Origin of the sequence: Cellulosimicrobium funkei, from assembly GCF_001019615.1 — a bacterium.
Classification (GTDB): Bacteria; Actinomycetota; Actinomycetes; order Actinomycetales; family Cellulomonadaceae; genus Cellulosimicrobium; species Cellulosimicrobium cellulans_E.
Genome location: NZ_JNBQ01000001.1, coordinates 403,982 through 427,531, shown reverse-complemented (window position 1 = coordinate 427,531; position 23,550 = coordinate 403,982). Strand labels below are relative to the sequence as shown.

The 23,550-nt window shown below is 76.0% G+C and carries 18 protein-coding genes; 9 read left to right on the top strand and 9 right to left on the bottom strand.

The annotated features are described in order from the left end of the window. Window positions 1-106 precede the first annotated feature (106 nt). The 3 genes from FB00_RS01910 (at window position 107) to FB00_RS01900 (ending at window position 4,536) form a co-directional block, all read left to right on the top strand. Window positions 107-1,321: a glycoside hydrolase family 3 N-terminal domain-containing protein gene (locus tag FB00_RS01910; RefSeq protein WP_047231085.1), complete on the top strand. Its 1,215-nt coding sequence runs from the start codon at window positions 107-109 to the stop codon at window positions 1,319-1,321. 169 nt (window positions 1,322-1,490) lie between these two features. Then, window positions 1,491-3,248, top strand: a complete 1,758-nt coding sequence (locus FB00_RS01905) for a discoidin domain-containing protein (protein ID WP_047231084.1) — start codon at window positions 1,491-1,493, stop codon at window positions 3,246-3,248. 235 nt (window positions 3,249-3,483) lie between these two features. Next, window positions 3,484-4,536, top strand: coding sequence for a LacI family DNA-binding transcriptional regulator (locus FB00_RS01900; protein WP_047231083.1), 1,053 nt, complete (start codon window positions 3,484-3,486; stop codon window positions 4,534-4,536). Window positions 4,537-4,546: 10 nt separating this feature from the next. On the opposite strand, the gene FB00_RS01895 is transcribed toward FB00_RS01900, so the two are convergent. From FB00_RS01895 to FB00_RS01880, 4 genes are all read right to left on the bottom strand, one after another. After that, entirely contained in the window at window positions 4,547-4,825 is a 279-nt protein-coding gene (locus FB00_RS01895) for a hypothetical protein (protein ID WP_047231082.1), read from the bottom strand. A gap of 25 nt (window positions 4,826-4,850) precedes the next feature. Further along, window positions 4,851-6,152, bottom strand: a complete 1,302-nt coding sequence (locus FB00_RS01890; RefSeq protein ID WP_082140857.1) for an inorganic phosphate transporter — start codon at window positions 6,150-6,152, stop codon at window positions 4,851-4,853. A gap of 246 nt (window positions 6,153-6,398) precedes the next feature. Further along, window positions 6,399-8,153 carry a hypothetical protein gene (locus FB00_RS01885; RefSeq protein WP_047231081.1) on the bottom strand — a complete coding sequence of 585 codons (1,755 nt, stop codon included), beginning with the start codon at window positions 8,151-8,153 and terminating at the stop codon, window positions 6,399-6,401. 68 nt (window positions 8,154-8,221) lie between these two features. Next, entirely contained in the window at window positions 8,222-9,073 is an 852-nt protein-coding gene (locus FB00_RS01880) for an NUDIX hydrolase (RefSeq protein ID WP_047231080.1), read from the bottom strand. Between the two features lie 95 nt (window positions 9,074-9,168). Here FB00_RS01880 and FB00_RS01875 point away from each other — a divergent pair, with 95 nt between their 5' ends. The 3 genes from FB00_RS01875 to FB00_RS01865 all read left to right on the top strand — a co-directional run bounded on the left by FB00_RS01875 (window position 9,169) and on the right by FB00_RS01865 (window position 11,908). After that, a complete protein-coding gene (locus FB00_RS01875) occupies window positions 9,169-10,191 on the top strand; it encodes an SPFH domain-containing protein (RefSeq protein WP_047231079.1) in 1,023 nt (340 codons plus the stop codon). A 2-nt stretch (window positions 10,192-10,193) separates the two neighbouring features. After that, complete coding sequence (locus tag FB00_RS01870) at window positions 10,194-11,111, top strand: hypothetical protein (RefSeq protein ID WP_156186260.1); 918 nt, start codon at window positions 10,194-10,196, stop codon at window positions 11,109-11,111. 152 nt (window positions 11,112-11,263) lie between these two features. Beyond that, window positions 11,264-11,908, top strand: coding sequence for a zinc ribbon domain-containing protein (locus tag FB00_RS01865; protein ID WP_197088712.1), 645 nt, complete (start codon window positions 11,264-11,266; stop codon window positions 11,906-11,908). 31 nt (window positions 11,909-11,939) lie between these two features. On the opposite strand, the gene FB00_RS01860 is transcribed toward FB00_RS01865, so the two are convergent. Together FB00_RS01860 and FB00_RS01855 are read right to left on the bottom strand one after the other, a co-directional pair. Next, complete coding sequence (locus FB00_RS01860) at window positions 11,940-12,932, bottom strand: hypothetical protein (RefSeq protein WP_047231078.1); 993 nt, start codon at window positions 12,930-12,932, stop codon at window positions 11,940-11,942. 7 nt (window positions 12,933-12,939) lie between these two features. Beyond that, on the bottom strand, window positions 12,940-15,318 hold the full coding sequence (locus FB00_RS01855) for a S9 family peptidase (RefSeq protein WP_082140856.1): 2,379 nt from the start codon (window positions 15,316-15,318) through the stop codon (window positions 12,940-12,942). Between the two features lie 73 nt (window positions 15,319-15,391). Between FB00_RS01855 and FB00_RS01850 the strand changes: the two genes are divergently transcribed. Further along, on the top strand, window positions 15,392-16,228 hold the full coding sequence (locus FB00_RS01850; RefSeq protein ID WP_052877361.1) for a MerR family transcriptional regulator: 837 nt from the start codon (window positions 15,392-15,394) through the stop codon (window positions 16,226-16,228). Between the two features lie 4 nt (window positions 16,229-16,232). Here FB00_RS01850 and FB00_RS01845 read toward each other — a convergent pair whose 3' ends face one another. Further along, entirely contained in the window at window positions 16,233-17,702 is a 1,470-nt protein-coding gene (locus FB00_RS01845) for a DUF1254 domain-containing protein (RefSeq protein WP_082140855.1), read from the bottom strand. 140 nt (window positions 17,703-17,842) lie between these two features. Here FB00_RS01845 and FB00_RS01840 point away from each other — a divergent pair, with 140 nt between their 5' ends. Beyond that, the gene (locus FB00_RS01840; RefSeq protein ID WP_047231077.1) at window positions 17,843-18,778 is read left to right on the top strand and encodes a transglutaminase-like domain-containing protein; all 936 of its coding nucleotides are present in this window, start codon (window positions 17,843-17,845) and stop codon (window positions 18,776-18,778) included. A gap of 20 nt (window positions 18,779-18,798) precedes the next feature. On the opposite strand, the gene FB00_RS01835 is transcribed toward FB00_RS01840, so the two are convergent. Together FB00_RS01835 and FB00_RS01830 are read right to left on the bottom strand one after the other, a co-directional pair. Beyond that, window positions 18,799-20,517, bottom strand: coding sequence for a PQQ-binding-like beta-propeller repeat protein (locus FB00_RS01835; RefSeq protein WP_047231076.1), 1,719 nt, complete (start codon window positions 20,515-20,517; stop codon window positions 18,799-18,801). A gap of 21 nt (window positions 20,518-20,538) precedes the next feature. After that, entirely contained in the window at window positions 20,539-22,380 is a 1,842-nt protein-coding gene (locus FB00_RS01830; protein ID WP_047231075.1) for a PQQ-binding-like beta-propeller repeat protein, read from the bottom strand. A 163-nt stretch (window positions 22,381-22,543) separates the two neighbouring features. Here FB00_RS01830 and FB00_RS01825 point away from each other — a divergent pair, with 163 nt between their 5' ends. Beyond that, window positions 22,544-23,548, top strand: a complete 1,005-nt coding sequence (locus FB00_RS01825) for a sensor domain-containing diguanylate cyclase (RefSeq protein WP_047231074.1) — start codon at window positions 22,544-22,546, stop codon at window positions 23,546-23,548. Window positions 23,549-23,550 lie beyond the last annotated feature (2 nt).

Genomic DNA, 23,550 nt, shown 5'->3' with positions numbered 1-23,550 from the left:
GTGATGCGCGTCATACCCGCGGCTCCGGTCAGCACGCGGCGCGGACGTGTCCACGACCTCCCGCGCGACGGAGCGGGCTACGGTGGCCGCTGGAGGTGCCCGCCCTGTGACCACCCGTGCCCGGACCATCTGGATCGTCGTCGCCGTCGTCACCACGCTCGCCGCCGTCTCGGCGGTCGCGTGGTACCTCACCCGCCCCGGCCCTGCCCCGGCTCCGTCACCGTCGGGCGCGCCGACCGCCTCCCCCGAGCCGTCGCCGTCGGGCCCTCCCCCGACGCCGTCCACCCCACCCGAGGACCCGCTCGCCGGGTGGACGCTCGAGCAGAAGGTCGGCCAGCTCTTCATGGTCGGCGTCGACGTGAGCGACCCCCAGCAGGTGAGCTACGACGCGGTGTCGCAGCTCCACGTCGGCAACGTGTTCCTCGCCGGGCGGTCGCAGGCGGGCACCGGCCCGACGGCGGACCTCGTCGCGGGCTTCACGGCGCTCGTCTCGCCGGAGACCACGAACGGCACGCCGCTGTTCGTCGCGACCGACCAGGAGGGCGGCTACGTCCAGGTGCTGCGCGGTCCCGGGTTCTCGCAGATCCCCACGGCCACCGACCAGGCGGGCCTCGACCCCGCGGCGCTCCAGGCCGACGCGACGACGTGGGGCGGCGAGCTCGCCGCCGCGGGCGTGAACCTCAACCTCGCGCCGGTGATGGACCTGGTGCCCGAGGGGACGGAGGCGCAGAACCCGCCGATCGGGTACTTCCAGCGCAACTACGGCACCACGCCGGACACGGTGACGGCGCACGCGAACGCCTTCAGCGCCGGCATGGAGGCGTCCGGGGTGGACGTGACGATCAAGCACTTCCCGGGGCTGGGCCGCGTCACCGAGAACACCGACACCGACGCGGGCGTCACGGACGACGTGACGACGCGCGACGACCCGTCCGTCGCCGTCTTCGCCTCGGGGATCGAGGCGGGTGCCGCGTTCGTCATGACGTCCACCGCCGTCTACCCGCAGATCGACGGGTCGTTGCCCGCGGCGTTCTCGCCCGTCGTCGTCGACGGGATGCTGCGCGGCGACCTGGGGTTCGACGGCGTCGTCATCACGGACGACGTGTCCGCGGCGCAGCAGGTGCAGGCGTGGTCGCCCGCCGACCGCGCCGTCCTGACGATCGACGCGGGCGGCGACATGGTGCTCGCGTCCGCCGACCCGAGCGTCGTGCAGCCCATGGTCGCGACGGTCGTCGAGCGCGCGACGACCGACCCGGCGTTCGCGGCGAAGGTGGACGCCGCAGTGCTCCGCGTGCTCACCGCCAAGGAGCGCCTGGGCTGACCCGACAACAACTGGCTGACCGGTCAGTAACAAATATCGCTCCGCCCTCTTGACCTCCGCGGACCGGCTGGTCCAGGGTGTGAGAGAGCGCTCTATCGGCGCGAGCACAGCGGCTCGCCCGACTCCTCGAGCGGCTCGTGACCCGTCCGACGTTCGAAGGAGCACGTCCATGCGCACCGCGTCCCGCGGCACCCGCAGCACTGCCCGCAGCACCTCCCGACGGCCCCGACCACGGCCCCGCGGCCGCGCCCTCGCGGCCGCCACGACCGCCGTCGGGCTCCTCGCCCTCGGCGCGCTCGTCCCGGCGCCCGCGACCGCCGCCCCCGACGACCCGCTCTCGCAGGGCCGCGCCGCGACGTCGTCGAGCACCGAGTTCGACTGGAGCACCGCGGCCGCCGCCGTCGACGGCGACCGCGGCACGCGCTGGTCCAGCGCGCACGCCGACGGCGCCTGGATCCAGGTCGACCTCGGCGCCGTCCACGACCTCGACCGCGTCGAGCTCGACTGGGAGACGGCGTACGCGTCCGGCTACCGCATCGAGGTCTCGACCGACGGCGGCGCGTGGGCGACCGCGTACTCGACCACGAACGGCCAGGGCGGCGACGAGACGCTGCCCCTCGACGTCGCCGCGCGCTACGTGCGGCTCACCGCCACGCAGCGCGCGACCGTCTGGGGCGTGTCCCTCTGGGAGCTCCAGGTGTTCGGCGACGAGGGCAGCACGGGCGAGCCCGAGCCCGGCACCGCGCGCCTGCTCTCCTACGGCAAGCCCGGATCGGCGTCGAGCTCCCAGACGCTCGACCCGAACTGCTGGGACTGCACCCCGGACAAGGCGCTCGACCTCGACCCGGCGTCGCGCTGGGCCACGTCCCCGGACACCGGCTGGGTCGACGAGGGGTGGATCGCCGTCGACCTCGGCGCCCCCGCGCACGTCACCCAGGTCGTCCTCCAGTGGGACCCGGCGTTCGCGACCGGCTACGACATCGAGGTCTCGGACGACGGGTCGTCGTGGCGGTCCGTGTTCTCCACCACGACCGGCAGCGGGTTCAAGGAGACGATCCCGCTCGACGCCGACGGTCGCCACGTGCGCGTGCACATGAACGACCGCAGCAGCCCCTACGGCTACTCGCTGTGGGAGTTCCAGGTCTACGGCACGGGCGGCGCGCCGACCGCCCCGCCCGCGCAGCCGGCGGACCCCGACTTCGACGACCTCGACCTCGTCTGGTCCGACGAGTTCGACGCTCCGGCCGGCACGCCCGCCGACGCCACGAGGTGGCACATCGACCCCGGGATGCCGCAGAACGCGGAGCACCAGGTCTACACGGCGTCGGGCAACGGCTTCCACGACGGCCAGGGGCACTTCGTCCTCGAGGCGCGCCGCGAGAACGCCGAGGGCCGCGCGTACACGTCGCACCGCATGAACACGTCGACGTCGCTCAACACGCAGTACGGCCGCTTCGAGGCCCGGATCAAGATCCCCGCGGGCCAGGGCCTGTGGCCGGCGTTCTGGATGATGGGCTCCGACTTCCTCGAGGGCCGCCCGTGGCCGTACAACGGCGAGATCGACATCATGGAGAACGTCGGGTTCGAGCCCACGATCACGCACTCGACGCTGCACGCGCCCGCGTACTGGGGGGCCGGCGGCTACGGCGGCCCGGCGACCCTGCCGGGCGGCGCACGGTTCGCCGACGACTTCCACGTGTGGGCCGCGGAGTGGGACAGCGAGGGCATCCAGTTCTCGCTCGACGGCCGCGACACGTTCTACGCGTCGAAGGAGACCGTCGAGTCGACGCGCGGGCCGTGGGTCTACGACCACGAGTTCTACCTGATCCTCAACCTCGCGGTCGGCGGAGACTGGCCGGGCGCTCCCGACGCGAGCACGCCGTTCCCGTCCCGCATGCTCGTGGACTACGTGCGGGTGTACCGGTGAGCACCCGCACCCGGCGGCCCCTGCGGGTCGCCGGCCCGTTCCCGTGGTGAGGCCCCGCCTCTCCCGGTGACCGGTCCACGGCGGGCGCCCCTCCAGCGCCCGCACCGGTGCCCGACGGCGCGGTGCTGCTCCCGCGCCGTCGGGCACCGCCCCGTGTCCCGGCCCGACGAGGCCGTCCCCCGCGCGCGAGGGACGGCCGGCCGCACGGCCCCGGACGGGCGGTATAACTGACGACATGGCAGCCCGTCGCTCCTCTCCCCGTCCGACGCTCGAGGCCGTCGCGGCCGTCGCCGGCGTCTCCCGAGCCACCGTGTCCCGCGTCATCAACGGCGTGCCGACGGTCGACCCCGCGATCGTCGAGGTCGTCGAGAAGGCGATCGACGAGACGGGCTACGTCCCCAACCTCGCGGCGCGCACCCTCGTGACGCGACGCACCGGATCGGTCGCGCTCGTCGTCTCCGAGCCGACGGAGCGGCCGCACACCAGCGCCTTCCTGGAGCGCCTGTTCACCGACCCGTACATCGGCCGGGTCACGGCCGGCGCGCAGCAGGTGCTCCGGCCGCGCGACATCCACCTCGCGATCCTGCCCGCCGACCCGCCCGCGCACGACCAGGTCGTGCGCTACGTGCGCCAGGGCCACGTCGACGGCGTCCTGCTCATCACGTCGAGCTCCGGCGACCCGCTCCCCGCGCGGTTCGCGGCGCTGTCCGTGCCGGTCGTGCTCTCGACGCACCTGGACGGCGCGGACGAGTCGGCCGGCGTGAGCTGGGTCGACCTCGACCAGGCGGCGGGCGGCCGGCTCGCGGCCGAGCACCTGGTGACCCGCGGCCGGACTCGCCTGGCGACCGTCGCCGGGCCCTCCGACGTCCCCTTCGCGCGCGCCCGTCTCGAGGGGTTCCTCGACGCGGTGCGGGTCGCGGGTCTCCCCGAGCCGTTCGTCGTGGAGGGCGACTTCACGCGGGCGGGCGGCGAGGCCGCGGCCCGCGAGCTCCTCGCGGCGCGCCCCGACGTCGACGGCGTGTTCGGCGCGAGCGACCTCATGGCCGACGGCGCGTCCACGGTCCTCCAGGAGGCCGGGCGGCGCGTCCCGGAGGACGTCGCGGTCGTCGGGTTCGACGACTCCACGGTCGCGCACCAGGCGCACCCGCCGCTCACGACGGTGCGTCAGCCCGTCGAGGAGATGGCGGCCGAGATGGCACGCCTCCTGCTCGCGGCCATCGACGCCCCGGAGACCGAGCCTCGCTCGGTCCTGTTCGACCCGACCCTCGTGGTGCGCGGCTCCGCCTGACCCGTCCGGGTCAGTGGCCGCCGCTCGCGATGAAGGCGATGCCCGCCGCGATCGCGACGACGACGACGGCGAAGCACACGAGCGCGCCCACCTGGCGACCGCGGGTGGCGCGCTCGACGCGCACGGTCCGGCCGTCGGACGTGAAGCGGCCGTCCGGGGTGCCGACCTCGACGGGCACGGCGCGGCCGGCGGCGAGCCGGACCCCGAGCGCGAAGAGTGCGGGCAGGCCCGCGCCGACGACGAGGCCGGCGACGACGACCTTGAGCAGCGAGTCGATCTCGACGAACACGGTTCTCTCCTCCGGGCTGCCGGGGTCAGACGCTCGCGCGCTGGCGCGCGGCGGTCGGGGTCACGGTGGGTGCGCCCGAGGGGGGCACGGGCGACGCGGCGGCCTGCGGCTCCGCGTCGGCGAACGGGTCTGCCGCGTCGAGGCGGCGCTCCAGCGCGGCCTCGCGCGCCTCGACGACCTCGGTCTCGAGCCCGGCGTCCACGGCGCCCTCCTCCCAGGCGTCGTTGACGTTGTTGTGGTCCACGGGCTTGCGGCGCGAGGCGACCCAGATGGCGACGGACGTCGCGACGAGGATGGCGAACACCACGACCGTGCCGGCCGTGCCGCCGATCCCGTGCTGGATGCCGTAGCAGGCCGCGCCGACGAGCCCGGCGGCCGGGAGCGTCAGGCCCCACGCGGCGAGCATGCGCCCCGCGACGCCCCAGCGGACCTTGGCGCCCGGCATCCCGACGCCCGAGCCGAGGATCGAGCCGGTCGCGACGTGCGTCGTCGAGAGCGAGTAGCCGAACAGGCCGGACATGAGGATGACGGCCGCGGACGACGTCTCGGCGGCCATGCCCTGGCGGGTGTCGATCTCGACGAGGCCCTTGCCGAGCGTGCGGATGATGCGCCAGCCGCCCAGGTACGTGCCGAGCGCCATGAAGGACGCGCAGGCGAGGATCACCCAGAACGGCACGCCCGAGTCCGCCGGGACGGCGCCCGCCGCGATGAGCGCGAGCAGGATGATGCCCATCGACTTCTGCGCGTCGTTGGTGCCGTGCGCGAGCGAGACGAGCGAGGCCGAGCCGACCTGGCCCCAGCGGAACGCCCGGGTCGAGACGTCCTCGGGGACGTCGCGCGTGAGGCGGGCGACCGCCCAGGTGCCGACGCTCGCGACGCCCACCGCGACGAGCGGGGCGAGCAGCGCGGGGATGAGCACCTTCGCGGCGACGCCGCTCCAGATGACGCCCTGCGTGCCGACGGCCGCGAGCACCGAGCCCACGACGCCGCCGATGAGGGCGTGCGACGAGCTCGACGGGATGCCGAGCAACCAGGTCAGGAGGTTCCAGGTGATGCCGCCCACGAGCCCCGCGAGGACGACCTCGAGGGTGATGACGTTGGCGTCGACCAGACCCTTCGCGATGGTCGCCGCGACGGCCAGGGAGAGGAACGCCCCGACCATGTTGAGGACGGCGGAGAGGGCGACGGCGGTCTTGGGCTTGAGGGCCTTGGTGGCGATGGACGTGGCCATCGCGTTGCCCGTGTCGTGGAAGCCGTTGGTGAAGTCGAAGGCCAGTGCGGTCACGACGACGAGCACCAGCAGGAGCGTCTCGGTCACGTCGTCCATGGTGGGGTCATCCCCGGAGCCCGCTCGACCATCCTGTGGATTCTTCTGCCACTGTTCACCGACAGTTCATCCGGTGTTCGAAGCCGCCGTTCGAACGCCCGACGGGTGTCTGGTCGAGCAGGTGCCGAGCAGGGCCGGACGGCCCGCGGGCACGGGCGGTCCGGCCCTGGCGGGCCCTCCTGACGGGTGGCGGGCGGGGCGGCGGACGCGGCTCGGAGGGGACCCGGACCGCCCGGGTCGCTCGCGTCAGGCGGGGGTCGGCGCGCCCAGGTCGGCGAGGGCGTCGTCGAGGTCGTCGACGACGGTCGCGACCGCCTCGCGCTGCGTCCGCGCACGCTCCGCCTCCGCCGCGACGGCGGTGCGCGCCTCGGCCAGCTCGGCGTCGAACCGCTCCGCGCTCGACCGCGCGGCCGCGCGCTGGTCCCGTGCGCGCTGCTCGCCCGAGAACCACTGCCACGCGGCGACCACGCCCGCGACGACGGTCACCGCGAACCAGGCCGGCGCGACCGCGATGCCGAGCACGAGCGCCACCACCGCGATCGCCCCGACCCCGCCGACGACGCCCCACGACACCCCGTCGACGGGGCGCGCCAGGAGCTCCGACCGCGCCGTCGCGGCGAGCGCCGCACCGTCGTCGGCCGGCGTGACGGTGACGGTCCGGCCGGCGAGGCGCAGCGCGCGCGACGGCGCCGGGGTCGCCGCGAGCTCGGAGGCGCGCGCGTGGCTCGCGACGCGCAGGTCGTCGACGAGCAGCGGTGCCGCGAGCGCCGCGAGCCCCGGGTCGGTGCCGCGCGCGTCGTCGACGAGCAGGTCGACGAGCGCCCCCGCGGACGCGTCCCACTCCGGGCCGTCGTCCTCGGGCGCGCGGCCCACGCGGTCGGCCAGCAGCTCCGCGCGCTCGAGGAGGCCACGCTCGACGGGGGCCCCCTCGTTCACGAGCGACCCGACGACCCGCAGCAGCGCCGCGCCCGGGGCTGGTGCGCCGCTCGGCGTCGCGGCGGTGCCGGGCACCGTGCCCGTGTCGCCCGTGGTGACCGACGACGACGCCCCGAGCGCGAGCGGACCGCGTGCCGCCGCGGCCAGGGCGATCTCCCCGGCGACGACGGCCCGCGACCACGCGGTCCAGGACCGCAGCAGCGGCAGGGCGTCGGGCGCCGCGGCCCGGCGACGCGTGCCGGACCCGTCGGGGGCCCCGGCCTCGGGCGAGCCCCAGTCGTCCCCGCTCGCGGGGAGCGCGGGCGCCGCCTCGAGGAGCCGGGCGCGCCAGCGGGCGTGCGCGTCGTCGTCGAGCAGGGCCACGCGCTCGGCGAGCGCCGCGCGGACGACCGCGACGCCGTCGTCCCCGAGGTGGCCCGCGGCCGCCGCGCGCCACAGCGCCCGCTCGGCGGTCGTCACGAGGACCTCGTCCGGCGCCTCGCCGGGGCGTTCCGGCCCCGCCTCCGGCGCTCCGTCGGCGCTGCCCCAGCCGGCCGCCGGCAGGACGGGGGCGTCGAGCACCCCGGGCGTCCACTCGCGCGCGAGACCGGGCTGCCCGACGAGCGCGCACACCGCGACGAGGTACGTCGCGGCCCGACGACGGTCGCGCAGCAGCGCCTCCTGCGCCGCCTCCGCGTCGAGCCGGCCCGCGGGGAGCTCGGCGACGGCGAGCGCCGCGGGGACGAGCCAGTAGCCGGGCACGTCGGCCAGGTCGGGCGACCGGCGCAGGTGCGACACGTCGCCCTCCCCCGCCACGACCGCGCGCGTCAGGGCGCGCGCCGCGTCCCGGGCGCGTCGGGCGGGGGTGAACAGCGCGAGCTCCTCGCGCACCTCGCCCAGCTCGATGAGCGCGTTGACGAGGCGTGTGAGCACCTCCACGCGGCTCGACAGGTCACCTTCGAGCGAGCGCAGCCGTCGGTTGAGCGACGCCTCCCGCGACCGCGCCATCGCGGCCTGCGCGGCGAGCTCGTCCGAGAGGGCCTGCATGTTGCCCTGGTCGCTGCGCCAGTAGCTGTAGGTCGACATGCGCGCGAGCGTACTCAGCCCGACGCCGCTGTCGAGGGGGAGTTCTCCCCCGGCCCGCGCCGCGGCGGTCAGCGTCGCGGACGCATGAGCGGCGGGTCGAGGACGGCGGGCACGCTCGCGGGCGCGAGGTCCGGGTCCCCTGCCGAACCCGGGGTCGCTCCCCAGGCGCGGCCGGTCGTGGGGAGGGACCCCGGGTTCGGCGCGGCGCGGTAGAGGGCCGCGGGGCGGCCGGCGCCGCCCGACGTCGTGCGGCCGGTGTCCTCGAGGAAGCCCGGGGTGGTCGTGGCCTTGCGCGAGAAGTTGCGCGGGTCGAGGCGCACGCCCCACACCGCCTCGTAGACGCGCCGCAGGTCGGCGACGGTGAACTCGGGCGGGCAGAACGCCGTCGCGAGCGCCGAGTACTCGAGCTTGGCGCGGGCGCGCTCGACGCCGTCGGCGAGGATCCGCGCGTGGTCGAACGCGAGGCCCGTGCCCGACGGCGCCCGGTCGCCCGACGCCGTCGGCCCGCCCGGGACCGCCCCGAGCAAGGGCTCGACGGGGTACCAGGCCGCTCCCCCGGCGTCCGACCCCGCGTGGACGACGCCGAACTCCGGCGCGAGCAGGAGGTAGGCGACGGAGAGGACCGGCCCGCGCGGGTCGCGGTCGAGCGGCCCGTAGGTGCGGAGCTGCTCCAGGTGACCGGGCGGGCGGACGCCGGTCTCCTCCGCGAGCTCGCGCCGAGCCGCCCGGGCGAGCCCCTCCCGCGGCAGCACGAACCCGCCCGGGAGCGCGAGCGCGCCGTGGAACGGCTCGATGCCGCGCTCGACGAGCAGCACGTGCAGGGCGTCGTCGCGGACCGTGAGCGCGACGACGTCGACCGTGACGGGCAGCAGCGCGGCGGTCGGCGGGACGTCGGGCGTCGGGCTCGCGGACGGCGTCATGCGGCCATCGTCGCACATTGATGTCAGGTTGACGAGAAATCTCCGCCGGTCTAGCGTCATTATCGTCAGAGTGACGACAACGATCGGAGACGACCATGGCCACCATCCGCACCTACCCGTGGACCCGGCACTTCCTCGGCAGCCCCACCGGGCACGTCGTGCACCTGCGCCGCGGGCGCGTCGCGCACGAGGGCGTCGGGCAGGCGTTCTGGTTCCGCCCGACGACGTCGGTCCTCTCGGAGGTCCCCGTCGACGACCAGGAGCTGCCCGTCTTCTTCCACGCCGTGACCGCCGACCACCAGGACGTCACCGTCCAGGCCGGCGTCACGTACCGGTTCGCCGACCCCGTGACCGTCTCGCAGCGCCTCGACTTCGCCGTCGACCCGGGCAGCGGAGAGACGAGCACCGCGGGCCGGGACCAGGTGACGAGCATCGTCGGACGGCTCGCGCAGAGCCGCGCCGCCGACGCGCTCGCCGCGATGCCCCTCGCCGACGCCCTGACGGCCGGTGTGCCCCGCGTGCGCGACGTGCTCGCCGAGGCGCTGACCACGGACCCGCGCCTCGCCGCGACCGGGATCGCCGTCATCGGCGTCCAGGTGCTCGCCGTCCGGCCCGAGAAGGACGTCGAGCGCGCCCTCCAGACGCCGGCGCGCGAGCGGGTGCAGGCCGAGGCCGACCGCGCGACGTACGAGCGCCGGGCCCTCGCCGTCGAGCGCGAGCGCGCGATCGCGGAGAACGAGCTGGCGAGCACGATCGAGCTCGCGACCCGCCGCGAGCGCCTCGTCGCCCAGGAGGGCGCGAACGCCCGGCGCGAGGCGGAGGAGAAGGCCGCCGCCGCGCTGGTCGACGCCCGCGCGACCGCTGAGCGCGCGCAGCTCGCGACCGACGCGAAGGCCGAGCAGGTGCGCGTCGTCGGCGCGGCCGAGGCCGCCGCCGAGCAGGCGCGCATGGACGTCTGGGCGAGCGCCGGCCAGGGCACCCTCCTCGCCCTCGCGGTCCGCGAGGCGGCGGGCTCGCTCCCCGACGTCCAGAACCTCACCATCACCCCCGACCTCCTCACGGGTGTGCTGGGCTCGCTGCTCGGCGCCACGGCGGGCACCACCGGGAAGGCGGCCTGACGGTGCTGCGGCGACGCGCCGTCGTCGTGCACCGGCGGACCGAGCTCGACGAGCTCCTCGACCGGCACGGCACGCGCGGTCAGGCGGAGTTCTTCCTCCGCTCGCGGGGCCGGTCGCTCGGCGAGGTGCAGTCTCGGCACGACGCGCTCACCGCGGCCCGCGCGGCGGTCGCGGCCGCGGTGCCCGACGGCTGGGCCCGCGCGGACGTCGAGCGCGCCGACCTGTCGCGGTTCCTCCTCGCGCCGGAGGACGTCGTGGTCGTCGTCGGGCAGGACGGCCTCGTCGCGAACGTCGCGAAGTACCTGCTCGGGCAGCCCGTGCTGGGCGTCGACCCCGAGCCCGGGGTCAACGCCGGGGTGCTCGTGCGGCACTCGGTGCGGGCGGCGACCTCGCTCCTGAGCGGGCTCGGAGCCGACGTCGCCACGGGCGCGCCCGACCCCGCGGCGGTCCTGCCCGTCGACGCGCTGACCATGGTGCGCGCCGAACTCGACGACGGGCAGCACCTCACGGCGCTCAACGAGGTGTTCGTCGGGCACCCGAGCCACCAGAGCGCGCGCTACACGCTCCGGTGCGCGGCGGGCGAGGAGCGGCAGTCGTCGTCGGGAGTGCTCGTCGCCACGGGGACCGGCGCGACGGGCTGGTGGGCGTCGCTCGCGCACGACCGCGGCGGCCGCCCGGCGCCGGGGCGCACCGAGCACCGGCTCGGCTGGTTCGTGCGCGAGGCATGGCCGTCGCCCGCGACGGGCGCCACGCTCACGGAGGGCGTCGTGGACGACGGCGCGGACGTCGCCCTCACCGTCGCCTCGGACCGGCTCGTCGTGTTCGGCGACGGCATGGAGGACGACCGCCTCGTCGCCTCGTGGGGCCAGACCGTCACGGTCCGCACCGCCGACGCCCCGCTCCGGCTCGTCCGCGCCTGACCACGGGATGCCCGATTTCACCCGGGTGATCCGCCCGGGCGACGAGGGTCCGTGGGTAGCATCGCTGCGGTCATGGGATCCCCATGACGTCCCCCGCCCGCGGGCCTGGCCTGCGGGGACGCCGACCCCCCGAGCCTGCCGAGGTCCCTGCCATGAGTGCGCCCATCGCCTTCACCGACAACGTCCGCGACCTGTCGAACGCCGGTGGGTACCAGTTCGAGTTCCGGTGCGAGCGGTGCGGCAACGGCTACCGCTCGGCCTACCAGACGGACGTGGTCGCCAAGGGCAGCAGCCTCATCCAGGCGGCGGGCCGGTTCTTCGGCGGCAAGGTGGCCGACCTGTCGTACGCGGCGGGGTCGTGGGCCGCCGACCGGCAGACCAACTCGTCGGCGAAGGACAAGGCGCTCGACGCCGCCGTCGGCGAGGTGCGCGACGCCTTCCGCCAGTGCCACGGGTGCGGCGACTGGATGTGCCACGAGGTCTGCTGGAACGACGCGGTCGGCCAGTGCGTGCGCTGCTCACCGAAGCAGGTGGAGGAGCTCGCGCAGCTCCAGGCCGAGGCCCGCCGCTACCAGGTCCAGGAGCAGCTCCGCACGACCGACCTCGTCGGCGGCGCGGACGTGCGGACGGCCGCGGTCACCCGGTGCCCGTCGTGCGACGCGAAGGTCGACGGCGGCAAGTTCTGCGGCGAGTGCGGCGAGCGCCTCGCCCGGGTCGCCGCGTGCCGCGAGTGCGGCACGCAGAACGCCGCGGGCGCGAGGTTCTGCGCGGAGTGCGGCAGCCCGCAGGCCGCCTGAACGCCGGCGGTCGGAACCCAGGGCGGCGGGCTCAGCGGTCCGACGGCGTCCCGCCCCGCCGGTCCCGACGCGCCGCCTTGCGAGCCTCCCGCGCCGCACGCGCCTCACGCTCGCGGCGCGCCCGGAGCACGGCCTCGCGACGCTCGCCGATCTCGTCGCTCGTGAGGCTCGTCAGGCGGTCCTGCGCGACGCGCGCCTCGGCGCGCTCGGCCTCGACACCGGCCCGGTGCTCGGGCGACTGCGGGCGCGTGCGGACGACGCGCGGGTCGATCCGGTACTGGTCGCCGTGCCGCTCGAGCCGGCGCCGTGCGGCCAGGCGAGCGCGCTCGCGGTGGAACCGCCAGGTCCAGGCCCGGCGCAACGCGACCACGGACCAGAGCGCGAACGGGACCGCGGCCACGACGAGCCCGACCCGCCAGCCCGACGGCAGCGCCGTCGACGCCCCGGTGCTCGCGAGCACCCACGCGATCCCCGCGGGGACCGCGGGCCAGAGCTCGCGGAGGTCCAGGTTCCAGCCGCACGCGTAGAAGCGCATGAGCGTGTCCGTGAGCCGTGAGCGCCGCTGGGGCTGGAGCGACATCGCGACCGGCCCGGGCACGGGCGGCCCGAGCGTGGTGCCGGGCGCGGCGTGGCTCGTGAAGGACAGCCGGTCTCCCCGGTACGACGGCCGCAGCGCACGGCCGGCGTACACGAAGGACAGCGCCGCGAGCGGCCAGATCGCGCACGACAGGTACCAGGCGACCGGCCCCGCGAGCACGACGACGATCGGCGCGAGCACGGCGAGCCGGCCCAGCACGGCGCCGGGCGAGGCCACGAGCTCCGCCCACGGCTCCTGGTCGGCGGGCGGCTCGAACAGGCCGTACGCCGCGACCGCGAGGTACAGGCCGACGACGAACAGGCCGATCGCCGTCCACACGAGCCCGATCGCGAGGTAGCCGACCGGGCGCAGCAGCAGCGCCGCCGTCCCCGGGGGCGTCGCGTCGCGCGAGGTCCGCGGGTCAGGGGCGGGCGCCGGGCCGGTCACCCGACCGTCACCGCGCCGCGAGCCCGAGCACGTCGAGGACCCACGCGTCCTCGTACGCGACCTCGCGCCAGCCCTCGTACCGGCCCGAGACGCCGCCGTGCCCGGCGTGCATCTCGATCTTCAGCAGCGCGGGGGCCCCGGCCGCCCGCAGGCGCGCGACCCACTTGGCCGGCTCGACGTAGAGCACGCGCGTGTCGTGGAACGACGTCACGGCGAGGATCCGCGGGTAGTGGGCCGCGTCGTCGGGCACGTTCTCGTACGGCGTGTACGTGCGCATGTACCGGTAGACCTCGGGGTCGTGCAGGGGGTCTCCCCACTCGTCCCACTCGACGACGGTCAGCGGCAGGGACGGGTCGAGGATCGAGGTGAGCGCGTCGACGAACGGGACCTGCGCGAGCACGCCCGCGAACAGCTCGGGCGCGAGGTTGGTCACCGCGCCCATGAGCAGCCCGCCCGCGGAGCCGCCCTGCGCCACGAGGCGCTCGGGGCTCGTCCAGCCCGCGTCGACGAGGTGCCGCGCGACCGCGACGAAGTCCGTGAAGGTGGTGCGCTTGGCGAGCGTCTTGCCCTCGTCGTACCAGCGTCGCCCCATCTCGCCGCCGCCGCGCACGTGCGCGACGGCGAACACGACCCCGCGGTCCAGCAGCGACAGTCGAGAGATCGAGAACCCCGGGTCGATGCTGATCTCGTACGAGCCGTACCCGTAGAGCAGCAGCGGCGCGGGCTCCGCGCCCGTGCCCGTCGCGTCGAGCCCGACGGCGTCGCGCCGCCACACGAGCGAGACGGGCACCTGCGTGCCGTCCTCGGCCGTGGCCCACTCGCGGCGCTGCACGTAGTCCGCGGCCTCGTACCCGCCGAGCACGGGCTGCTGCTTGAGGAGCGTGAGCTCGTCGGTCTCGACCCGCAGGTCGTACACGGTCGACGGCGTGACGAAGCTCGCGTAGGACAGGCGGACGTTCGGCTGGTCCCACTCCGGGTTCCCGGCGAGCGCCGCGGTGTACAGCGGCTCGTCGAACGCGACCTCGTGCACGTGCCAGTGGTCGCCCGTGGGTGCCGGGGTGTCGCCCGTGCGGATCGGCGTCGGCAGGCCCGCGGGGCGCGGCGGCTCGGTGCTCGCGAGGTCGATCACCCCGACCCGCGACAGCGCGTCGCGCCGGTAGGACACCACGAGGTGCCCGGCGAACGCGTCGACACCCTCGAGCCGCGTCTCCGGGTCGTGCGGCACGACGACGGTCGCGTCGCCCGGGCCGGCCGGCCCGCCCGCGGAGTCGTCGCCGTCGGGCACGCCGGTCACGACGAGCTCGAAGTTCTCCGCGCCGTCGTTGTGCAGCACGAGCAGCACGTCGCGACCCTGGGCCTGCTCCCCGTCGGCCCTGCGGTCGTCGCCCGTCGCGGCCTCGGGAGGGGACACCTCCGCAGGGTCGGCCGGGAGCCAGGTCGCCGGGACGACGGCGTGCTCGACCGTGTACTCGACGCCCTCGCGGCGCGGCCACACGACCCGCGGCTCGCCGGTCGGGTCCGCGGCGTCGATCAGCCAGGTCTCCGACGTGATCTTCGAGCCGACGTCGATCTGCACGAACCGCTGCGAGCGCGAGACGCCGACGCCGACCCAGTAGCGCTCGTCGGGCTCCTCGAACACGACGACGTCCTGCGTCGCCGGGGTGCCCACCTCGTGGCGCCACACGCGCCAGGGCCGCCACGCGTCGTCGACCGTCGGGTAGAAGACGTACCGCCCGTCCGGGGAGAAGACGGCGCCCGGGAACGTGCCCGGGACCTCGTCGACGAGGTCGGTGCCGGACTCCAGGTCACGGATCCGCAGCGTGTACCGCTCGTCACCGACGACGTCGACCGCGTACGCGAGCCGCGTCCCGTCGACCGACACGTCGAACGACCCGAGCGAGAAGAAGTCGTGGCCCTCAGCCTCGACGTTGTCGTCGAGCAGCACCTGCTCGCCCGGCACGGGCACGCCCGGCTCCAGCACGGGCGGCACCCAGGACGACGGCGCGTCGCTGCCGAGGCTCGTGTCGATCGGCGCGCGTGCCCGGATCGGGTACTGCGAGCCCTCGACCGTGCGCGCGTAGTACCAGTGCGCGCCCTGGCGCACGGGCACCGACAGGTCGGTCTCGAGCGTGCGCGCCTTGATCTCCTCGAAGATCCGCTCGCGCAGCGGCTCGAGGTGCGCGAGCCGCGCCTCGGTGTACGCGTTCTCGGCCTCGAGGTGCGCGACGACCTCGGGCGACTCCTTGTCCCGCAGCCACTCGTAGTCGTCGTCCACGGTCTCCCCGTGGTGCGTGCGCGGCGCCGGGCGGCGCGGCGCGACGGGCGCCTGCGGCTCCTCCCGCTCCGCGGGGGTCGGCGTGGCGGTCTGCGTGAGGTCGTCAGGCATCTGGCCAGGGTAGTGCCGCCCGGCGGCGCGCCGTCGCCGTGGCACGGCCTGCTCCCGTCGTTACGCTCGACGCGTGACGCAGGAGCAGGGGGACCGCCCGACGGCGGGGACGCTCACGAGCGGCGAGATGGTGCGCGCGTCGGGGCTGTCCATCAAGGCGCTGCGGCTCTACGACGCCAACGGCCTCCTCGTCCCGGCCGGCGTCGACCCCCGCACGGGCTACCGCGCGTACGCGCCCGAGCAGGTCGAGCGAGGCCGCGCCCTGGCGCTCCTGCGCCGGATCGACGTGCCGCTCGCGCGCGTCCCCGAGGTGCTCGACGCCGACCCGCGCGACGTGCGCGACGTCCTCCTCGGGTGGTGGGACGAGCGGCAGCGGGCACTCGCGGAACAGCGCGCGACCGCGGAGGAGCTCGCGCGTGCGCTCGCGACCGGGCGCGGGGAGGCCGAGGTCCGGTGGCGCGAGGTCCCCGCGTGCACGGTCGCCACGATCACGTCGTCCACGACCCAGGACGACCTCGTCCCCACGTTCAGCGCCGACCTGCTGACCATCCGCGCGCACCTCGCCGCGGCCGGGGCGGAGGCGGGCGCCGCGCACTGGGTGATCTACCACTCGCCCGTCGGCCGCGACGTACCCGGGCGGGTCGAGGCGTGCGTCCCGTACCGCGGGGCGGTCGTCCCCGCCGGGCCGGTCGTGCTCCGCGAGGACCCGGCCCGCACGGAGGCGTACGTCGAGGTCCCCTCGCGCGACTGCCGCTTCCCGCAGATCGTCGGGTATCTCGACGCGCTGCGCGTCGCGACCGGGCTGGCGCACGCCACGTCGCGCGAGGTGTACGCGGTCCCGTGGTCCGACGAGCCGGACGCCGTCGTCGCGGACGTCGCGCTCGCCGCCGGACCGCACTCGGCCCGCTAGCCCGTCAGTCCTCGACCAGCTCCAGGTCCCCCGGGAGCCACGTGCGGTCGAACCACGGCTCGAGCGGCCCGTAGAGGCGCAGCATGGGGAACCACGACCGGCCCGGGACCGTCCCGACCCAGTTGCTCTCTCGTCCCGCGGGCGGCTCCGGGCCGAACCACAGCACGGTGCTGCCGTCCTCCTCCGTCGCGACCGTGCCGCTGAGGCTCAGGAGGCTCGGGTACGGGTCGTCGGTCTGGAGCAGAGAGCGGGTCTGGGTGTCGTAGAGGTCCACCGACCAGAAGTTCTTCGCGGGCGGGTTCGGCGGCAGCACGAGCCGGTACGTGCGCGCGCCGTCGAGGATCCGGCCCTGCGCGTCGTGCGCCGTGTACGCGTACGCCGACCCGGCCCCGACCTGGGCGTGGGCCATCGCCGGCGTGATGACGGTCGCGAAGAAGTGGAACTGCGCGCGCGCGTCGAGCAGGCGCGCCCCGTCGGCGAGGAACTCGTACGACCCGCCGAGGAACGCCTGGAGCCAGCTCGATCCGGGCGCGATCCGCGCCTCGGGGTCGCGCGGCGAGTAGACGAGCGCGCGGCTGATCGCTGCCCCCGCCCGTGCCGCCGTGTCGAGCGTCGCGCGCAGCTCCGGGCTCGGGTCGAACGCACGCCCGGGCACGATGCCGACGGCGCGCAGCAGCCCGGCGCGCTCGGGGTCGAGCGCGCTCGTCGGCTCCTCCGCGACGATCTCGGCGACCTCGTCGAAGAACGAGGCGTCGTTGGCGTGGACCGTGTTGACGCGCGTGCCCGCGATGTTGACGAACTCGGTCGGGGGCGGGTCCCCCGCGTCGGCGAGCGGGTAGATCCGCGTCTCCTTCATCGCCGGGACGCCGCCCAGGGCGCGCAGCACGACCCAGTTGGTGAACGTGGGCGTCCGGTAGACGAAGTAGCCGTCCGGGACCTCGCCGTCGTAGCCGGGCGGGAGGAACAGGTAGCGACCGCCCTCGCCGCGGTCCGGACCCGCGATGCCCATGTCGGCGACGTAGCGGAACCAGAAGTCGTCGACCACGCACAGCGAGTTCTTGGGGGGCTCGATGACGAGCGGGCCCGTCTCGCGCAGGTCGACGAAGAGCGACCCGTACGTGGTCGCCGTGTTCGGCGTGAGGAAGATCCCGCCCGAGTCGGCCCGCGGGTCGGTGTACCCGACCTGGTTCGAGCGCAGGAGGCCGAGCTCGCGGAACCCGCGCCGCATCGCCACGAGCGACGCGCCGGGCATCGCGCTGAGGAACGCCTCCACGCCGCGCAGGAAGTCGAGCGACCCGTACAGCCGCTCGACCGACTCCGGGGTCGGCACCCCGTCGACCAGCTCGAACCGCCCGAGCGGGGTGTCCACCGGCGAGGGCGTGCTCACCGCGGCGACCGCCGCCGCCAGCGCGTCGGCCCTGGCGCTCGTCGCCGTGCTCTCGTCGGTGCTCGACCCGGTACTCGCGTCGGACATGGCTCAGGCTCCCTGGTCGGTCGGTGCACGGCTCGCGCGCTCGACGCCGAGCGGCTGCGCCGACCGTAGGTCGGGGGCCACCGCACCGCCACCGGAAGGAGGCTTGACCCTGCCCCTGGGGCGGGGCCGAGGGTCGGCGCATGGACGTCTCCCGCTACGCCGACCACAGCCCGTACTCCGACCCTGGCCGCCACGCCCCGCTGCTCGCCGCCGTGACGCCCGACCCGGCGCGCCTGCACGCCGCGGTGACGACCGCCGTCGTGCACTACCGCGCCGGGGCGACCGCACCCACCCCCGCACAGCTCGACGACGTCGACCGGCGGTGGGTCGCGTCGACCCTGGACGCGGTCGTGGAGCGCGCGCCGGGCCCGCTCGACGCGCCGCGCTCCCCCGAGCAGCAGGCCGGCGGGTGCTGCCGGGACCACTCCCTCCTCGCCGTCGCCGTGCTCCGTGAGCACGACGTCCCCGCGCGCACGCGGCTCGGGTTCACGGACTACCTCGGCGAGGGTGGGTTCCACCACGACCACGTCGTCGTCGAGCGGCACGACGGCGAGCGCTGGGTCCGGTCCGACCCGGAGCTCGAGCAGGGGTCCCGCGCGTTCGACCTCCACGACCTGCCGACGGGCGAGGGCGCGCCCTTCGAGACCGCCGCCGAGGTCTGGACGGCGTACCGCGCCGGGCGCCGCGACCTCGCCGACCACGGCGCCGGCCCCGACGTGCCCTGGCTGGCCGGTCCGGGGTTCGTCCAGCGGTACGTGCTCGCCGACCTCGCGCACCGGCAGCAGCACGAGCTCCTCCTGTGGGACGTGTGGGGCGCGGCCACGATGCCCGGCGCCGCGCCGGACCCGGCCGTCCTCGCGCTCACCGACCGGGTCGCCGAGCTCACGCTCCTGGCCGACGCGGGCGACCGGACCGCCGAGGCGGCGCTCGCCGGGCTGTGGGCGACGGACGACCGCCTCCGGCCCGGGCGCTACGTGATGACGTGGTCGCCCACCGGCCGGCTCGGCTGGACCGACCTGGTCGCGCGCCGGACCGGCTGGGCCGCCCTCCCGCGGGACGCGGTGCTCGTCGGGTGAGCTCGCGGGCGCGCCGCGCCTCAGCCCAGCAGCGCGACCGTCTGGCCGTCCCAGCGCAAGAGCCGGCCCTGCGCGGGGACGAACGACGCCCACTCGCCCTCGAGGTCCTGCTCCCAGGCGACCGATCCCGACGACAGCTCGAGCGCGACCACGCGCGGGTGCGTGCCCGTGGACGGGTCGACGAGCACGAGGATCGCGCACCGCCCGTCCGTGAAGGCCTGCGTCACCATGGCCGAGCGGCCCTCGTCGCCCCCGAGGTCGTCGAGGAACCGCGACCACGTCTGCTCTCCGGACAGCGCGTCGAGGCCGAGGACCGTGCTCGCCGTCCCGACGACGGCCGTGCCCTCGGCGAGCACGTAGACGGCCTCCGGGACGCGTGCGCCGTCGTAGGTCCACAGGCGCGCGCCCTCGTCGTCGTACGCGCGCAGGTCGATCCCGTCGCGCACGAACAGCACGCCGGGCGCCGGGTCGTCGGTCGCCTGCGGGTCAAGCACCTCGCCCGGGGCGTCGAGGACGGGCACCCCCGCGGGGTCGAGCACGCGGTCGGCCCGCAGCGCCCCGGTCGTGCCCTGCCGGTCCGCGTCCACGAGGAACCGTCCGCCCGCGAGCGGCACGGCGCCGTCCGTGGGCAGGTCGGGGTCGTCGAGGCGCTCGCCGTCGGGGAGGAACGACGCCGCGACGCCGCACCCGCCGACGTCGACCAGCGTCTCCGTCGCGACGAGCGTGAGCCGGTCCGGGTCGATCTCCTCGCCGCCCGTCTCGGCGTCCCACGACGTGCACGACCACGGCACGTCCTGGAACGGGAGCTCGCTCCGCCAGCGCACGTCGCCGGTCACGGCGTCCTCGACCGTCACGAGGACGTCGCGCCCCGCGACGCCGTCGACCGTCTCGCCGGCCCCCGGGTCGACCGACACGGGCGGGCCGCTCGGCGGTCCCGGATCTCCGACGCGCTCGACCCGGACCAGGCCGCCGTCGGGACCGGGAGCAAGGACCGCCCCTGCGATCTCGACCTCGCGCTCCCCGACGACCCGCCCCGCGTCGTCGAGGACCGTCACGCTCGCCGGCGGGACGCCCGTGCCCGACCGCGCCTGCGCACCCGGGTCGTACCAGAACGGCCCGATCCCGGTGCCCGCGACGCACACGACCTCGCGCGACGCCACGCTCGACAGCTCCCACGGGCTCCACGACCCGCACACCGCCTCGTCCGCGCCAAGCGGGGCGCGCCACGCCTCGGCGCCGGTGTCCAGGTCGAGCGCGACCGCCTCGTCGCCCTCGACCGTCACGAGCAGGCCCGGCAGGAACCCCACACCGCGGTCGGCCGCGGCCGGCGCCGTCCACCGCTCGGTCGGGGCGACGTCGAGGGGGCGCACCGCCCCGCGTGCGGCCTCGAGCCGCTCCTGCGCGTCACGGCTCGTCACCGCGTCGACGACGAGCATCCCGCCCACGAGCACGGCGACGACACCCGTCACCACGGCCGCGGCGACCCATCGCCGTCGCCGACGGTCCACGCGGGGCGCGCGCGGTAGGGAACCTCCGGCGCCTACCTCGTCCAGGCCCTCGCCGCCCCCGGTCCCTGTCGGGTCGTGCGGCTCGAGACCGGGCGGCGCGTCGCGCGGGAGCGCGCCGAGCAGCACGGGGTGCGGCGCGTCGAGGAGGTCGGGGTCCACGTCGACCCCGGCCGACTCGACGAGCTCGAACGTGCGACGGTCGTCACCGCCGTCTCGTCGTCGGAGCGGCACGCCCCCAGCGTAGGACGGCCGTCAACCGAGCCGGGTGATCTCGGTGTCGCTCATCCGCAGCAGCCGACCCTGGAGCGGCGCGACCCAGGAGCCGCCGTCGGGACCGGCGGTCTCCGCCGTCCACGCGACGCCGCCGTCGGCGAGGTCGAGCGCGAGCAGCGACGTCGTCCCCGCGTCCCAGTCGGAGACGGAGACGATCGCCCGGGACCCGTCCGTGTAGGCCACGTCGGCCGACCATCCCGACCCGACCTCGAGCCCCGCGATGAGCTCCTCCCGGTCGAGCGACCAGCGTTCGCCGCCCGTCGTGAGGTCGAGGCCTGCCAGGGCGCCGTCACCGTACCCGTTGCTGACGACGAGCGTCCCGCCCGCCGCGACGAGCACCGCGCCGGCGGTGCTCTGCTCGGACGTGCGCCACAGCTCGGTGCCCTCGACGTCGAACGCGACGAGGTCCAGACCGTCCCGCACGAGGGTCGGCACCGGGCGCCCGTCGGTCGCCGACGGCGAGAGGACGCTGCCCGGCGGCTCCCAGCGCACCGACCCGTCCGCCCCGAGGATCGCAGGCGCAGAGTTCGGCTCGGTCCCGCTCGAGGGTCCCCAGCCGTAGTCGTAGCCGATCGGGTCACGGGAGTAGGTGCCGTCGGAGAGCGCGACGACCCCGTCGACGGGGTTCTCGGCCTCGTCCAGGCGCGTGCCGTCGAGGGTGAACCATGCCGTGACGCCGCAGCCCTCGACACGCAGCAGGCGCGTCTCGACCGCCGTCCACAGGTTCTCCAGGTCTGCTCGGATCGACTCCTCGCCGTCGGCCTCGCCCCACGCGATGCACTGGCCCGCCCCCGCGACGAAGGGGAGCTCCGCCTCCCAGCGCACGTCGCCCGTGAGCGCGTCCTCGACCTGGACGACGGCGGGACGTCCGTCCGGGATCTCGCGCGGCATCCCCGTGGCGTCGTCCGTCTCGAGCACCGCGCCCTCGCCGGCCGGGACCTCGCCCACCCGCTCGGCGCGGACGACCGTCCCGCCGGGGCCCGGGGTCAGGAGCGCGCCGTCCGTGCTCGCCTCACGCTGGCCCAGCACCTCGCCGTCGTCGTCGACCACCGTGATCGTCCAGGTCGCGGCCACGATGCGTCCGGTCATGGGGTCGATCTCCGGCGACCGGTCCCGGACGATCCCTCCCGGGGCCTCCCGGACAGGGGCGACGCACACGAGCGTGTCGTCGGGCTCCCCCGAGGGCAGAGCCCAGAAGATCCCGCTCCCGCACGTCGCGTCCTTCCCGACACCGACCCGCCAGCGCTCCGCACCGCTGTCGAGCGAGACGGCGACCGCCTCCCCGTCCACCACCGTCACCATGCTGCCGGGCAGCAGCGCGAGCCCGCCCGTGAGACCCACCTCAGCGGTCCACTGCTCTCGCGGGGCGTCGGGCAGCGGCTCGACCCCGCCCGGCGCGGCGCGCAGACGGGCGATGTCGCCCCGGCCGTGCCACGCGTCGACCGCGAGCATCCCGCCGAGCACGAGGGCGACCCCGGCGGCGACCGCGCCGACCACGGCCCTCCGCCGCCCGGGGCGGGACGCCCGCGGGGAGTCCGGACGCGCCCCGTCCGCCGTGGGATCGTCCGGGTCGGGCGCGTCCGCCTCGAGCACGTCCTCGAGGCCGAGGCCCGCCGCGCCCTGCCCGAGCTCGCGCGCGTCGAGGTCGACCGGACGCGCGGCGCCCGACCAGGCGAGGCCGGCGGTGCCGCGTGGCGCAGGGGCGGAGCCGCTCGCGGAGCCCCAGGCATGGCCGTCGTCCTCGAGGTCCACGTCCGCGTCCGCCGACTCGACCAGCTCGAAGGTCAGTCGGTCCCGGGCGTCACGACGGCGGAGCGGCACGCGTCCAGCCTAGGCGACGCGACCTCGCGACCTCGCCCCGCGCAGCCCGCCCCGCGGCGTCCCGGTGACGCCCGGCGACGGTCGCGTGACGCGGCCGTGAACTCTCGACGAACACTGGGGCCCGTCCCGGCGGCGACGGTCGTGACGCCGCCACACTGCCCGTGTGCACGACGAACTCACCGAGCTGGCCCGGCACACGGCGATGCGCCCGCCCGCGCGAGCGAGCGGCACGGTCGCCGACCTCGCGCGGCCGGTGCTGACGGTCGGCTCCTCCATGCCCGTGGGCCAGCTCGAGGTCCTGTTCCGCGACCCCGACGTCTCGTGCGTCGTCGTGCACGACGACGAGGTCCCCCCGCCAGGCGCTCGGGCGGCGCGCACCGGCGTCGTCGTGCGCACGAGCCTCGTCGCCGCGCTGACGGGCCGGCTCGGCTACGGCCGCGCGGTCCTCGAGCGCCGGCCGGTCGCGAGCGTGACCGACTGGTCCCCGCTCGTCGTCGCTCCGACGGCGGCCGTCACCGAGGTCGCGACGCTCGCCATGTCGCGGCCCGACGACCGCCGGTACGACGACGTGCTCGTCCGCGGCGGCCGCTGGGCGAGCGTCGGCGCGGCGGAGCTCGTGCGCTCGCTCGTCGGGACGCTCGCGGAGCGGTCCACGCACGACGCGCTCACCGGCCTGCTCTCGCGTCGCAGCACGTGGCACTCGCTCACCCGGCGCTGCCGGCTGGTCGCGCGGGGCGGCACGCGCGTCGCGCTGCTCCTGCTCGACGTCCAGGACATGTCCGGCGTCAACGCCCTCCACGGGCAGGACGCCGGGGACGCCCTCCTCGCGACGGTCGGCCACCGGCTGCGGTCGTGGCTCCCCGGGGGCTGCGAGGCGGGCCGCGTCGACGGCGACCGGTTCGCGGTCCTCGCGACGCTGCCCGCGATGGGCGACGTCGAGGCCGCCGCGAGCGCCGAGGCCCTGCGTCAGGAGGTCCTGGCGCAGCTCGGCGCGCCCGAGGGCCTGATCCGGCCGACGTTCCGTACGTCGCTCACGTGGTCCGTCGCCGGAGCGGCGGACGCCGACGAGCTCGTGCGCGAGGGCGAGGCCCGCCTCGCGGCGGCGCGCACGACGCCGACCGCGCCCACCCCGCCGAACACGACATGGGTGCCGTTATCCGTCGGATAACG